Source organism: Pseudarthrobacter sp. lyk4-40-TYG-27 (assembly GCF_030209295.1).
GTDB lineage: Bacteria > Actinomycetota > Actinomycetes > Actinomycetales > Micrococcaceae > Arthrobacter.
In genome coordinates this window covers 547,147-560,565 of record NZ_JARVSH010000003.1, presented here as the reverse complement: position 1 = coordinate 560,565, position 13,419 = coordinate 547,147, and the positions used below count along the sequence as shown (strand labels likewise).

The 13,419-nt window shown below is 66.0% G+C and carries 14 protein-coding genes and 1 riboswitch; of the genes, 6 read left to right on the top strand and 8 right to left on the bottom strand.

Annotation, left to right across the window (positions count from 1 at the left end):
- The first annotated feature begins 59 nt into the window (after nucleotides 1–59).
- Nucleotides 60–494, top strand: coding sequence for a DoxX family protein (locus QRM96_RS07040; protein WP_018762874.1), 435 nt, complete (start codon nucleotides 60–62; stop codon nucleotides 492–494).
- Nucleotides 495–651: 157 nt separating this feature from the next.
- A complete protein-coding gene (locus tag QRM96_RS07035) occupies nucleotides 652–1,653 on the top strand; it encodes an acyl-CoA thioesterase (protein ID WP_285318976.1) in 1,002 nt (333 codons plus the stop codon).
- On the opposite strand, the gene dnaB is transcribed toward QRM96_RS07035, so the two are convergent.
- A complete protein-coding gene (gene dnaB / locus QRM96_RS07030) occupies nucleotides 1,650–3,032 on the bottom strand; it encodes a replicative DNA helicase (protein ID WP_109044819.1) in 1,383 nt (460 codons plus the stop codon). The genes QRM96_RS07035 and dnaB overlap by 4 nt on opposite strands.
- A 720-nt stretch (nucleotides 3,033–3,752) precedes the next feature.
- On the opposite strand from dnaB, the gene QRM96_RS07025 reads away from it, so the two are divergent.
- Nucleotides 3,753–4,328, top strand: a complete 576-nt coding sequence (locus QRM96_RS07025; protein ID WP_285318975.1) for a hypothetical protein — start codon at nucleotides 3,753–3,755, stop codon at nucleotides 4,326–4,328.
- Here QRM96_RS07025 and QRM96_RS07020 read toward each other — a convergent pair.
- From QRM96_RS07020 to rpsF, 7 genes are all read right to left on the bottom strand, one after another.
- Nucleotides 4,325–4,951, bottom strand: coding sequence for an FMN reductase (locus tag QRM96_RS07020; protein WP_133832437.1), 627 nt, complete (start codon nucleotides 4,949–4,951; stop codon nucleotides 4,325–4,327). The genes QRM96_RS07025 and QRM96_RS07020 overlap by 4 nt on opposite strands.
- A 94-nt stretch (nucleotides 4,952–5,045) precedes the next feature.
- Nucleotides 5,046–5,894, bottom strand: coding sequence for a PhzF family phenazine biosynthesis protein (locus QRM96_RS07015; RefSeq protein WP_285318973.1), 849 nt, complete (start codon nucleotides 5,892–5,894; stop codon nucleotides 5,046–5,048).
- A 41-nt stretch (nucleotides 5,895–5,935) separates the two neighbouring features.
- Nucleotides 5,936–6,940, bottom strand: coding sequence for a YdcF family protein (locus QRM96_RS07010; RefSeq protein WP_285318971.1), 1,005 nt, complete (start codon nucleotides 6,938–6,940; stop codon nucleotides 5,936–5,938).
- A 172-nt stretch (nucleotides 6,941–7,112) separates the two neighbouring features.
- Nucleotides 7,113–7,565, bottom strand: a complete 453-nt coding sequence (gene rplI, locus QRM96_RS07005) for a 50S ribosomal protein L9 (RefSeq protein WP_018762867.1) — start codon at nucleotides 7,563–7,565, stop codon at nucleotides 7,113–7,115.
- Between the two features lie 17 nt (nucleotides 7,566–7,582).
- Nucleotides 7,583–7,822 carry a 30S ribosomal protein S18 gene (rpsR, locus tag QRM96_RS07000; protein WP_003800144.1) on the bottom strand — a complete coding sequence of 80 codons (240 nt, stop codon included), beginning with the start codon at nucleotides 7,820–7,822 and terminating at the stop codon, nucleotides 7,583–7,585.
- Nucleotides 7,823–7,948: 126 nt separating this feature from the next.
- Nucleotides 7,949–8,524: a single-stranded DNA-binding protein gene (locus tag QRM96_RS06995; protein ID WP_018762866.1), complete on the bottom strand. Its 576-nt coding sequence runs from the start codon at nucleotides 8,522–8,524 to the stop codon at nucleotides 7,949–7,951.
- A 71-nt stretch (nucleotides 8,525–8,595) separates the two neighbouring features.
- On the bottom strand, nucleotides 8,596–8,901 hold the full coding sequence (gene rpsF, locus QRM96_RS06990; protein ID WP_013602900.1) for a 30S ribosomal protein S6: 306 nt from the start codon (nucleotides 8,899–8,901) through the stop codon (nucleotides 8,596–8,598).
- A gap of 370 nt (nucleotides 8,902–9,271) precedes the next feature.
- A riboswitch (cyclic di-AMP (ydaO/yuaA leader) is annotated at nucleotides 9,272–9,441 on the top strand.
- A gap of 85 nt (nucleotides 9,442–9,526) precedes the next feature.
- Between rpsF and QRM96_RS06985 the strand changes: the two genes are divergently transcribed.
- The 3 genes from QRM96_RS06985 (at nucleotide 9,527) to QRM96_RS06975 (ending at nucleotide 13,352) form a co-directional block, all read left to right on the top strand.
- Nucleotides 9,527–10,546: a glycoside hydrolase family 16 protein gene (locus tag QRM96_RS06985; protein ID WP_285318970.1), complete on the top strand. Its 1,020-nt coding sequence runs from the start codon at nucleotides 9,527–9,529 to the stop codon at nucleotides 10,544–10,546.
- A 131-nt stretch (nucleotides 10,547–10,677) separates the two neighbouring features.
- Nucleotides 10,678–11,868: a glycosyltransferase gene (locus QRM96_RS06980; protein WP_285318969.1), complete on the top strand. Its 1,191-nt coding sequence runs from the start codon at nucleotides 10,678–10,680 to the stop codon at nucleotides 11,866–11,868.
- Complete coding sequence (locus tag QRM96_RS06975) at nucleotides 11,865–13,352, top strand: lipopolysaccharide biosynthesis protein (protein WP_285318968.1); 1,488 nt, start codon at nucleotides 11,865–11,867, stop codon at nucleotides 13,350–13,352. The genes QRM96_RS06980 and QRM96_RS06975 overlap by 4 nt, the downstream gene beginning before the upstream one ends.
- The last annotated feature ends 67 nt before the right edge of the window (nucleotides 13,353–13,419 follow it).

Below are 13,419 nucleotides of genomic sequence, written 5' to 3'. Positions count from 1 at the left end.
GACCACAATCGTCCGGATTTTGTTGACTCTTCAAGCATATGTGGGGAAGGGTGGAATCCATGAACCAGTCACGACTGACCACAGTTGCCCTTGCCGTCCTGCGTGTCATCCTGGGTTTCCTCTTCGCGGCCCACGGCTGGCAGAAGTTCAATGAATGGACCATCGCCGGCACCCAGGCCTCCTTCGCCAAGATGGGCGTCCCCGCTGCGGACGTCATGGCCCCGGCCGTCGCCGTCCTTGAACTGGCAGGCGGCGCAGCCCTGATCCTCGGTGTCCTCACCCGCGTGGTGGCCGCCCTCCTGGTCCTCGATATGCTCGGTGCACTCTTCCTGGTCCACGCTCCCGCAGGTGTCTTCGCGGCGAACGGAGGCTACGAACTGGTACTGCTCCTGGCCGCGGCAGCCTTCGCGCTGGCACTGGCCGGCCCCGGCCGGCTCTCCATTGACCGGGCGCTGTTCGGCCGGCGCACCTCACGGCTGGCCGTCCTGGCCTAGTCCGCTTCCGTCCCGAAACGCCTCACGGCGGCCGGCCACGCCATGGTGACCGGCCGCCGTCGGACGTTAAGCGGCGCTCCGCCGGGCGGCTGCACGCCGGCCCAGGCCGCTGCGGCGTGAACCGGCCGGTAACCTGGGCCCTCAGTATGATCGCAGCATGACTGAGACCGGCCACCCCAACTCCGTGACCCTCCGCTTCCTCGCCGCCCCCACCGATGTGGGGCACAGCGGCTCCGTGGACGCCGGCACGGTGCTCGAATGGGTGGACAAGGCCGCGTACGCGGCGGCCGTGGGCTGGGCCAAGTCCTACTGCGTGACCGCATACGTGGGAAACATCCACTTTGCCGACCCGGTCAACAGCGGCGACATGGTGGAGGTTGAAGCCACCATCGTCTACACCGGCCGCTCCTCGATGCATATCCGCACCGTGGTCTCATCCGGGGATCCGAAAGGCGGCCCGGCCACCATGCGCAGCCAGTGCATGGTGATCTTCGTAGCCGTAGGGGCGGACGGCAAACCCATCCCGGTGCCCCAGTTTGAGCCCGCCACCCCCGCCGAGGTTGAGCAGCGCGACCATGCGCTGGCAAGGATCAAGGTCCGCGAACAGATCGTGGAAGCCATGAACCGCCAGGAATATACGGACGCCGGCACCGCCGAACGCGTCACGCTTCGGTTCATGGCCGCCCCCACCGACGTGAACTGGGGCGGCAAGGTCCACGGCGGCATCGTGATGAAGTGGATCGACGAGGCCGCCTACCTGTGTGCCTCACGCTACTGCGGCCGGGACACCGTGGCCGTCTTCTCCGGCGGCGTGCGCTTCTACCGGCCTTTGCTGATCGGCCACGTGGTGGAGGTGGAGGCCCGGCTGGTGTACACCGGCAACAAAGGCATGCACATTGCCGTCCACGTCCGTTCCGGCGACCCGAAGGGACGCGAACTTAGCCTCACCACCTACTGCCTCACCGTGATGGTGGCGCGCGACGATGACGGCAACTCCGTCCCCGTACCACCCTGGGTGCCGGTCAGCGACGAAGACAAGCGGCTGCACGCCCACGCCCGCGAACTCCTGGAGATCCGGGGAACGGCGCCCGGAAACCGGCTGCCCAACCACCTGCTGGCCGGCACGGCTCCCGCAGCCACCGCCGCGAACGGAGCCTAGAAGCCGCCGCCCCCGGAGTCGCCCGCCATGTTGGCGAAGCGGGAGTAATGGCCCTGGAACGCCACCACGATGTCCTTGGTGGGGCCGTTACGGTGCTTGGCCACCAGGATGTCCGCCTCGCCCGCACGGGGTGATTCCTTGTCGTAGACATCCTCGCGGTGCAGCAGGATCACCATGTCGGCGTCCTGCTCGATGGAGCCTGACTCGCGGAGGTCAGAGACCATGGGCCGCTTGTCCTGGCGCTGTTCCGAGCCACGGTTCAGCTGGGACAGTGCGATCACGGGCACCTGGAGTTCCTTGGCGAGGAGTTTGAGCGCACGGGAAAACTCGGACACTTCCTGCTGGCGCGATTCCACCTTCTTGCCTGAGCTCATCAGCTGCAGGTAGTCGAGGATGACCAGCTTGAGGTCGTGCTGCTGCTTCAGGCGCCGGCACTTGGCCCTGATTTCCATCAGGGACATGTTGGGGCTGTCGTCGATGAACAGCGGGGCATCATTCATCCTGCCCATGGTGGTGGCGATCTTGGACCACTGCTCGTCCTTGATGGTTCCCTTGCGGAGGTCCTGCAGGCCAATGGTGGCCTCGGCGGACAGCAGGCGCATGGCGATCTCGTTCCGGCCCATTTCCAGGGAGAACATGACGGTGGACAGGTTGTTCTTGATGGCCGCGGACCGTGCGAAGTCCAGGGCGAAGGTTGATTTACCCACGGCGGGGCGGGCCGCGATGACGATCATCTGCCCCGGGTGGAGGCCGTGGGTCAGCTCATCGAGTTCGTAGAAGCCGGTGGGCACACCGGTCATGCCCTCGCCGCGGTGTCCGGACGCCTCGATTTCATCCACCGTGGATTCCATGACGTCCTTGAGGACCACGTAGTCTTCCGCGGTGCGGCGTTCCGCCACGGCGTAGACTTCGGCCTGCGCCTGGTTGACCAGGTCTTCCACTTCGCCGTCCGAGCCGTAGCCCAACTGGACGATCTTGGTGCCGGCGTTGACCAGCCGGCGCAGTACGGCCCGTTCGGCGACGATCTCGGCGTAGTACCCGGCGTTGGCCGCCGTGGGTACGGTCTGGATGAGCTCGTGCAGATAGGCAGGGCCGCCAATCCTGTTGATTTCGGCGCGTTTGGTCAGTTCGTCCGACACCGTGACGGCGTCCGCCGGTTCCCCGCGTCCGTAGAGGTCGATGATGGCCTCATAAATGGTCTCGTGGGCCGGGCGGTAGAAATCCTGGCCCCGGAGGATCTCCACGACATCAGCAATGGCGTCCTTGGACAACATCATGCCGCCCAGGACCGACTGTTCCGCGGGGATGTCCTGGGGAGGTTTCCGGCTCGCGTCCGATCCGCGGGTCGCTTCCACCGGGTCCAGATGCGCGATTGTCAAAGCTGCCGTCCTCCATTTGTGCCGGGCCAGGCGCCCGGTGATCCATCCTGTTTGCGGATCCGAAACAGAACCGCCACGCGTCCAGTACTACCCGGAAGCTCTGACAATGAGGCTCCCGCGGGCCGGATGCCGCCTCCGGCCGGAAGTTATCCCCACTGTCCACAGCTTTTCCACAGAGCGCCCGGAAAGGGCCCTGGGAGAGGCTCTGGATCGCGGCGTACAGGCCGTGGCCTGGCCGTGAAAAACAGGTACCCCGCTACGGTAGCCGCCCCCGGTCCAGCGGCAAAGCCAGTACGCCGGAACTGCTGTGGATAACCTGTGCACTACGGGGCATAGCTTGTGCACAGCCTGTGGGGAAGTCTGTGGATACAGAATTTTTTTACCTCCTAAAAGCCCACTGACCTGCGGAAACATCTTCACCAGCATGTGGAGTAAATATTTCTTTCCAGGAATTTCATCCACAGGTCCGCGCCCGCACCCGCAGGCCGGAACCAGCCTGGGGCCGGTCGCGGCATGCCGGCATCCGCCTGCGTGGCGCTGCTCATATTCCCTTGGCGGAGCTTGACCGGCAGGGGAACGCTGCAGTATGCAGCACGGTGAATATTGCTGTGGATAACCGGGTTCTGGATTAAGCTCTAGGTATGGCTTTGGCTGGACGGACAGCCGGCAACGCAACCGCCTTGGCGACCGCCAGGAAGTACACAGAACGGCTCGTAAAAAATGGAATCCCTAGTGGTCCCGGTCCTTATCCTGCTCGCCGTCGTTGCGGGGGTCATCGTGGCCTACCGCGCAGTCCGCGGGCGCAGGGCGTCAGGTGGAGGAGCCCCGTCCCGGCCGGCCGGCCCGGCACAGGACCAGGCGACGGAACTGGCCCGCGCCGCTGCCGGCAAGTTGTCAGAAAGCGAACACCGCCGCTTGTACGCCATGATCGCGCAGGGGCAGCCGTTGGCCGCCATCAGGCTGTACCGGGAGGTCACGGGCGAGGGACTCCGGGCCTCGCGCGACGCCGTCGGCGCCCTGGCGGCACACCCCCAGCCCTACCGCCAGCAGGAGCCGGTAGAGGCCGTGCGGGAGGATGACGAGCCACAACGCTTCCCCTACCGCTACCGCGCCATCGCCAGCAAGGGCGACGTGACCCGTGAAGTGAGCAGCAATATGCTCAACGACGAAATCTACGGCCGGATCCGCTCCTTGGCCCGCAGCGGGGACACCGAGGCTGCCGTTACCGCCTTGACGCGCCACTCGGACATCTCCCGGGTCCAGGCCCGGGAATTCATCGCGCTGCTGGACGACTAGCGCGGTCCGGCGATTCCGGCCAGGAGTTGCTCGAAAGGCAGGGACTCCAGGGGTGCGGGCTTCCGGCCCGGCTGGGGACCCTCCAACAGCAGGGTAAATTCGGCGGCAGCGCGCTCAATGCGGTCGGCCAGCGACGAGCCACCCTCTTCCGCGGTTCCCCAATCCTGGGGCCCGGCAAAGACTCCCGTGGCGGCCGTGCGGGTGCGCAGGTAGCTGAACAACGGGCGCAAGGCGTAATCCAGCACCATCTGGTGCCGGTCGGTACCTCCGGTGGCGCCCAGCAGGACAGCCTTGCCGTCCAGGGACTTGGGGTCCAGGACGTCGAAGAACGATTTGAAGAGGCCGCTGTAGGAGGCGCTGAAGACCGGCGTCACGGCGATGATCCCATCCGACGCCTCCACCCCGGCGATGACTTCCGCCAAGCGCGGTGCGGCGTATCCCGTGACGAAGTTGTTGGCGATGTCCACGGCGAGGTCCCGGAGTTCGACGACGTCGACCAGCACCTCGTGGCCGCCGGCGGTGAGCCGCCGCTCGGCAGCGGCCGCCAGCTGGTCGGCCAGCAGCCGGCTGGACGACGGGACGCCAAGTCCGGCGGAGAGGACTGTGATACGGCGGGTTTCCATGGCATTCTCCTGGTGCTCGTTCATTCGATCATACATGCATTTGCATCTATATCCCTGAACGGCGGTACCTCCTCATGTATTCCCGTGACCCGCATCAAATCAGGACGGTGCCCTGGATGCAGGTAGTGGACTCTCCGCCCACCCACACATCGTCGTCCTCGGCGGTGACATGGACACGCCCTGCCCGGCCCAGGACGGTACCCTGCGCGGCGACATAGCGCCGAGGTGCCCTGCCGCTACCAATAAGCCACTGGGCGGCCCCAGCGTTGAAGCTGCCCGTCACCGGATCCTCCACCATCGCATCACCCGGGATAAACGTCCGCACCTCAAAGTCGGCGTCCCCGCCGGACAGATGCGGCCCGATGACTCCGACCTTCAGGCTGCCCATGGCCACCGGATCCGGCACGAGCGCCTTCACCTGGTCCGCAGACCCCAGCAGGACACCGATCCACTCCGGCCCATTCACCAGCCAGGATGCGTCCACGATGTCACCGGCCGGGATTCCCAGGGCGACAGCCAACTGGCGCCGAAGGGGCTCGTCCACGGCCTCAAAGCGGGTCAAGGGCGGTGCGGCGAAAGCCAATCGGCCGGCGTCGCGCTTGATCCTGACCAGACCGGCACCGCACTCCTGGACCACGAAGCCGCTGGACTTCGGAACTCCGCCGGCCTGCAGCCAGGTATGTGCGGATCCCAGCGTGGGGTGCCCCGCGAACGGGAACTCCTCGCTCCCGGTGAAGATCCGGACCTTGTAGTCGGCGCGGGGATCCTCCGCGGGCAAGAGGAAGGTGGTTTCGGAGAGGTTGGTCCAGTTCGCGAAGTGCTGCATTGTCGCCGCGTCAAGACCGTGGGCATCGAGGACGACGGCGAGCGGGTTGCCGCGGTAGGCGTTGCCGGCGAAAACATCCACCTGGTGGAAAGGACGGCTGCTGGGTGTCGGGTTCACCGGAGCAGGTTACCACCGGCCCCCCGGGCGGACTGCCGGTCCTAGGAAGGGAGCAGCGGCAGGGCCATGGCGGCCAACGGAATGGCGGTGAGCACAGCACAAAAGCCAAGGTTGATCCACCGGTAGGTTGCGAGGATGGCGACAAATTCCCGAAGGAACGCGCTGGGGATAAAGTAGCCCGCCGTCCTGGCCCCGGTGACGTGGGCGCGCAGGCCCGCACGCCGGGTGAACATGGCCGCGCGAAACACGTGGTAGCTGCTGGTGACCACCGTGACGGGCGCGTCCGGCCGCTCCATCAGCGCGCGCGAAAAGTGCAGGTTCTCCATGGTGGTTGCTGCCCGGTCCTCCACGATGATCCTGTTGGCAGGAACACCCTGCTCCTGCAGGTAGCGGGCCATCGCTGTCCCTTCGGCGAGGAGTTCATCGGCTCCCTGCCCGCCACTGGGAATCAGAGCCCTGATGGACCCGCCATGCTTGCCCCGGTACATGCGCGCCGCCGCGTCAAGCCGGGCGGCCAGCAGGGGCGGAACCGAGCTGCCGGCCAGGCCGGAACCCAACACCACCACGTATTCGGGATGGCGGCGCGGCGGCAGGTGCGAGTAAATCAGCGAATAGACCAGATAGCTGACGAACACGAAGCCCACGTAGCCGGTCAGCAGGGCAGCCGCCGACGTGAGCGCCCTTAGCGCGGGTACGGCCGTCTGCAGGGCGGCCAGGACAAGGGGAACGGCCACCACGGCCAGCCCTGCCAGCAGGGACAGCAGGTTTGCCAGTCTGCGGCCTTCGCGGCGCAGCATGATGAGGCCATTGAGGACAAGGAACACGGCCAGGATGGGCACTGAGAGGATGAGCAGGAGGCCCAAGGCCACGGTAATGAGGACAGGGACCGAGTTGTTGGAGTTGTTGCCGGAGACCAGGAGGAGCCCAAGCCAGCCGATGACCGCCCCTGAGACGAGGAAGACTCCGTTCCGCAGGCGCCTCCGGTCGGTCGCAAAGCTGACGGCTGCGGCCAGCAGGAGGATGCAGCTGACGAAGAGGAACGGCAATGCTGGGTGACCTTCCGTGGAAACGGTGGAGTGGTGCAGGCCAGGAACAGCGGCCCGCACCCAAGCCTATGGCGCACGCGGCCGGCCGCTGGAAACCCCGGCAGTGACCTTGCACGCAAATGGCCCCCGCACCGGAATCCCGGGCGGGGGCCACTGAACTGCGGTGCGGAAACTACTTTCCGGCAACGACCTCAAGGTCGATGACAGCGGAAACATCCTCGTGCAGGCGGACGTTGGCCGTGTACGAACCGACAGACTTGATGTGGTTCGGCAGTTCAACGTTGCGCTTGTCGATGGCACCGAGGCCGGCGGCCTCGACTGCGGCAGCGACATCAGCAGGCTTGACGGTGCCGAAGAGACGACCGGACTCGCCGGCCTTCACCTCGAGCTTGACCTTCTTGGAGGACAGAGCCTGGGCCTGCGCCTGTGCAGCTTCAACAGAAGCGTGCGCACGGGCGGCGCGGGCAGCCTTGATGGACTCAACCTGCTTCTCGCCACCCTTGGTCCAGGTCAGGGCGAAGCCGCGGGGCAGCAGGAAGTTACGTGCGTAACCGTCCTTGACCTCGACAACATCGCCAGCAGCACCGAGACCGGTTACTTCGTGGGTCAGAATGAGCTTTGCCATGTTAGTTAATCCCTTCCTTAGCCGCGGCCAGCGCCGGAGTAAGGCAGCAGAGCAACTTCGCGGGCGTTCTTGATTGCCTGGGCGATCTTGCGCTGTTCCTGCACCGTGACGCCAGTGACGCGACGGGCGCGGATCTTTCCGCGGTCGGAGATGAACTTGCGCAGCAATGCTACGTCCTTGTAGTCGATGACAGTGATGTCAGCGGCCTTCAAGGGGTTGGACTTTGGTTTGGGCTTACGGAGTTCAGCCTTAGCCATCGTGGAGCTCCTATTCTAGGGAGCCCGTGGATATTGATCCACGGGATGGTGGTGGTCCGACGGCGGCAAAACCTTGGGTGCCTTGCGGCTCCCGGGCAGTCCCGGCATCGGGCCGTTGTTTGGGTTTTAGAAGGGAGGTTCGGAATCGGGGCCGTTGCCCCAGCCGCCTGCATTGGACACGCCGGGCGTGGCCCAGGGATCGTCCTGTGCAGCCTGCTGGTTGCCGCCGCCCCAGCCTCCACCGGAGTTGCCGCCCTGGTTTCCACCAGGGTTGCCGCCTCCGAAGCCACCGCCGCCGTTGCCGCCGCCGAAGCCGCCCCCACCCTGTCCGCCGGAGCGCTGGGTGCGGTTGACCTTGGCGTTGGCGTAGCGCAGGCTGGGGCCGATTTCGTCGACCTCAAGCTCGATGACGGTGCGCTTTTCGCCTTCTTTTGTTTCGTAGGAACGGCTCTTCAAGCGGCCGGTGACGATCACGCGCATGCCCTTGGTCAGGGATTCGGCGACGTTCTCGGCAGCTTCACGCCAGACCGCGGCGCGGAGGAACAGGGTCTCCCCGTCCTTCCACTCGTTGGACTGGCGATCAAAGGTGCGGGGGGTGGAAGCGATGGTGAAGTTCGCTACTGCGGAACCGGACGGTGTGAACCGCAATTCCGGGTCATTGGTGAGATTACCGATGACCGTAATGGTGGTCTCGCCTGCCATCTACTGCCTCCTTGTTCGATCCTGGGTGAAGAGTGCGTTCCTGCGGGGTAAAGAATGAATTTTGGTGCTGATTACTCAGCAACAACCTTCTGCTCTTCGGGGCGGGTGATCTTGGTGCGCATGATGGTCTCGTTAAGAGACAGCTGGCGGTCAAGTTCCTTGGCGGTTTCCGGCTTGGCGGTGAAATTCACCACGGCGTAGATACCTTCGGACTTCTTCTTGATCTCGTAAGCCAGACGGCGACGGCCCCAGATGTCAACCTTTTCGATGGTTCCACCATCGTTGGTGATGACGTTCAGGAACTTCTGAAGCGACGGCTCAACGGTACGCTCTTCGACCTCGGGGTCGATGATTACCATCAATTCGTAAGGACGCATATGTGAACCCACCTCCTTTGGGCTAAGCGGTTACGGCATTTCCGTAACAGGAGGTTCATTTGCGATTCTGCAGAGTGCCTTGCCACCAGTACGGAGGCAGGACGCAGCACAGACTTCAATATCCTAGTGCATCTGGACCTGATAGGCGATTCGCGCTTGACTCAAGGCTAGCCGCGTGATGTGGCAGGAGCAGCCCGACCGGACACGTATGTGGAAAACGCAGGAGTATGCCGGTCGCCGTTAGACGTCTATGCGGGTGCACCGCGGGACGCCACGCCCACCGCGCCGCTTCCGTTACCCAATTGTGATTCCACGGGGATTTTCGTGTACGGTCTTCGGGTGGGCCGCCCCAGCCGGCCCCAATCCCGGAAGACGCCCAACTCTGCCGCTTCCGCGATCCCTCAGGTTCCAAGGCAGAGGCGGGGGACCCAAGTGTCACGGGCATGGCTCCCGCCTGCCCTCGGGGTGAAGCCGCGATCCGCGGCCGAATGGCAGCATTCGAACCCGACAGCTAACCCCGCCGGCGTTGAGAGGTAAATTCCCCATGCCCGCATCCCGCAAATTGAGCGCCAAACGCGCCCGCCGTCATCAGAATGAGACCCCATCGGCCGGGCTCCGTCAGTTCTTGACATCCAGAGATTCCCGCCGCCTGCCCTTGGCCGCCGGCCTGGCAGCAGCCGTCCTCGGCGCAGCCTCCCTTGGCCTCGGCGTCGCCAACGGCAATGAAGCTGCCGACGTATCCCGGGTGGCCAGCGCCGCCGGGGCCGGCAGCGAGGTACAGGTCCAGCCCACCCCGTCGGCCGCAGTCCAGTCCGCTCCGGCGCCCGCCCCGGCACCGGCAGCCGCACCCGCGCCCGCACCAGAGCAGGCTCCGTCCCAGGCGCCGGCTCCCGCGGCACCCGCCCCGGCACCGGCCGTTGCGGCTCCTGCACCGCAGTCCCCCATCGCCGTGGCACCAGCCTCGGCACCGCTGGCAAACAGCGGGACGCCCATGCCCGCAGGGGTCCCCGGAAACTGGACCATGACCTTCGCTGACGATTTCAACGGTTCAGGCCTGGACAGCGGTAAATGGTCCAACTGCTGGTTCTCCCCCAACTGCGGAACCATGAACAAGGTGGCCACCAGCCCAGCCAACGTCTCCGTGGCCAACGGCAACCTGGCCCTCAGCCTTGCCTCCTCGTCTTCCGGGTCCTTGGTCTCCACGAACCCGAAGGGTGGAGCGGGCACCGGGTACCAGTTCACCACCGGGTATGTCGAGGCCCGCATCAAGTTCCCCGGCAACGCCAACGGTCTCTATAACTGGCCCGCGTTCTGGACCACCGGGCAGTCCTGGCCGGCCACCGGCGAGAACGACATCGCGGAGGTCCTCCAGGGCAAGATGACCGTGAATTACCACTCCGGCTCCGGGTCACACAACCAGGGTGGCGTCGGCGGCAACTGGGCCAACGAATACCACACCTTCGGCTTGCACCGGATGGCCAACTCGTCGGACGTCTACTTCGACGGCGTGAAGGTCAAGTCCTACCCCACGGACGACGGAAACGCCCCGCAGTACATCGTGCTGAACGTCGGCGCTTCATCGACGAACCCGGTGTACGGCCCGCAGTCCCAACTCCTGGTGGACTACGTCCGCGCCTGGCAGTAGCCGGCCACGCGCCCCCTTGGAAAGGGCGACGGCGGGACTTCCCGCCGTCGCCCTTTTTGGCTTCCTGCGGTTCCCCACAAAGTTGCCCAGAGCAACCCTGCCACCCGAGTGTGATCCAGTACACTCTTGCAATGAAGCTCCTGTACGTGACGGAAAGCGTGCCAAACCGGGACCCGCAACTCGGTGATGGAAGCTCCATGATCCCGTACGAAGTGATCCTTCACCTTCCCGCGGATGTTGCCGTCACGCTGCTGACGTTTTCCGGCCCTGTCCCGGTTCCGGCGGAGCTCCGGGCCCGCTGCGAAACCGTCCACGAACTAGCCCCGCGGGACGACCCCGCCGCATTTGTCCGCTCCTTCGGCGGCCTCGCCGGCCTGGGAAAGCACCGGCGCTCCACCCCGTCAGCGCGGGCAGCGGCAGCCACCCTGTCCGGCAGCAGTGAGGCCACCCTCATCCATGGCCCGCACGCCCTCTTCCTTTCGCATCATGTGGCCGGTCCCGTGGTGCTGCAAACGGTGGACCCTTGGTCCATCCGGGCCGCCATGGACACGGATATTGCCCGCTCCCTCCGGCCGGCCTACCGGCTGCGCGAGCACCTCGCCGAACGGGCGGAACGGTCGCTGCCCGCCAGGGCGCGGCTGCTGACCGTCGGGGCACAGGACGCTGAAGCCTGGTCCGCGAAGCTCGGCCGGTCCGTGAAAAGCATCCCCAACGGAACCAGCGTGGCCGCGGGGCCGCGTCCGGACCGGAAGGCGCCGGTGGTTTGCTTCGCGGGCAGCCTCAACTACGCCCCCAACGTGGACAGCGCCACGGTCCTGGCCACCCGTATCGCTCCCCTCGTGTGGCGGGAGGTCCCGGAGGCACGGTTCGTCATCGCCGGGCGGCAACCCACAGCGGCAGTCCAGGCGCTGGCCGGTCCACACATCGAAATCCTGGCCAACGTGCCCTCACTCCCGGATGTCTTCAACGGGGCCGACGTCGCCGTCTTCCCCGACGAACACGGCGTAGGCATCCGAAACTCCGTGCTTGAGGCCCTTGCCGCCGGGCTGCCTGTAGTGGCCTCCCCGGTGGCGGCACGTGAACTTCCGCCGCACCCGCTGCTCACCGTCGAGGCCGGCCAGGACGCGATGGTCCACAAGGTCGTAGAACATCTCAGGGCACCCCGGCCGCCGCACGTAACCCCCGGCGGCCTACTGGACCAGGCCGCCCGCGCCGTCCGGTCCTGGGACACGGTGGCCGCGGAGTACTTGGCCGAAGTGCGGGCGGCCGTGGCCGCGTCATCCCCTGCCGGGGACTTATCCGGCACGTCAAGGCAACTGTGACCTACGCGCCCGGCGAGCTGGAACGCAGGGGAGTCCGGGGAGCCTTGTGGCAGGGGCTGGCCTTTGCCTCCGGGCGGATCATTGTGCTGGTCACCACCGTGGTGCTGGCCCGGCTCCTCTCTCCTGAAGAGTATGGCCTCGTAGCCCTGGCGCTGGTCCTCATGGCATACGCCGAGACCATCGCCGATGCCGGGGTGGGCCAGGCACTGGTGTATCTGCCCAAAACGAAGGTGATTGCCCGTTCAGCGCTCCTGCTCTCGGTGGCGCTGGGAACCGTACTGGCCCTGGCCGCCGTGCTCGCGGCCGATGCTGTGGAAGACCTCATCGGGCTCGACGGCGTGGCTCCCCTGGTGCAGGTTCTCGGCGTCTCCGTCCTGGCCACGGCCTGCGGCGCCGTTCCGGAAGCGATCATGCGCCGGGACCTGAAGTTCCGGCAACTCACCGCCGCTCCGGTGCTGCGTGCCGCGACCATGGGGACGGTGACCCTGTACCTGGCCTTCACCGGCCACGGCGCGTGGTCGCTCGCCGTCGGAACGGCCGCAGGCTCGGTGGCCTACGCTGCCACCTGCTGGTTCCTGGTCCGCCACGAGGCGCCGTGGCAACTCTGGCGCGTCAGCAGGAGTGCCCTGGGCGAGAACATCCGCTTTGGTGCTCCCGTTGCTGGGAGCACCATGCTGGCCAGGGCAATCTTCGACGTCGACTACCTGGTGATCGGGATCGTCCTGGGGGCCCATGCGCTGGGCCTGTACACGCTCGCCTTCCGGCTCCCGGAGGCCCTGATCCTCAACGTGTTCTTCGTGCTGTCCACCGTCCTGTTTCCGCTCTATACGCAAGTCCGCGGTGACCGGCAGCGACTGCGTGACGGGTACCTGAAAAGCGTCACGGTGCAGGCCCTGTACGGCATCACGGCAGGGGTGGGACTTGCCGTGGTGGCTCCGGTCCTGGTGCCGGTCCTGTTCGGGCAGCAGTGGGAGGAATCAGTGACGCCGCTGGTGTTCCTTGCCCTGTACGCGGCGGCTCGATCGCTGGGCGCCGGAGCGAATGACGTCTATAAAGCCCTGGGCAGGCCGGGGCTTTCCATCTGGATCTCCGTGGTCCGCCTGGTGGTCCTGCTCCCTGCGCTGGTCTTCGCCACGCGCTGGGGCATCGTTGGTGTCGCGTGTGCCCAGATGGTGGTGGCGGTGGTCTTCGCTTTTGGTATGCAGGCCGTAGCCGCCAGGGTCATGGGGACAAGGATGCGCCGCATGCTCCGCGCCGCGGCACCCGGCCTGGCGTGCGGGGCGGCCGTGGCCCTGGTGGGCCTGTTCAACCTGGCACGGCATGAGCTGGGACCGGTGCTGACGCTCGCCGTCATGGTTGTTGCCGGCGTGGGCCTGGTCTACGCGGTCCTGCGGTTCGGCTACCGGGACCTGCACGACGAGATCCTGGGGCTCTTCAAGCGCCGCCACGAACCCTCAGGTCCGGCACGCGACCACGCGTCCTGAGCCCGGCGGTTTCCCAAGGGCCGCTGTCGTTTCCCGGGCGCCGTCGAAGGGCCGGCGTGTCCCGGGC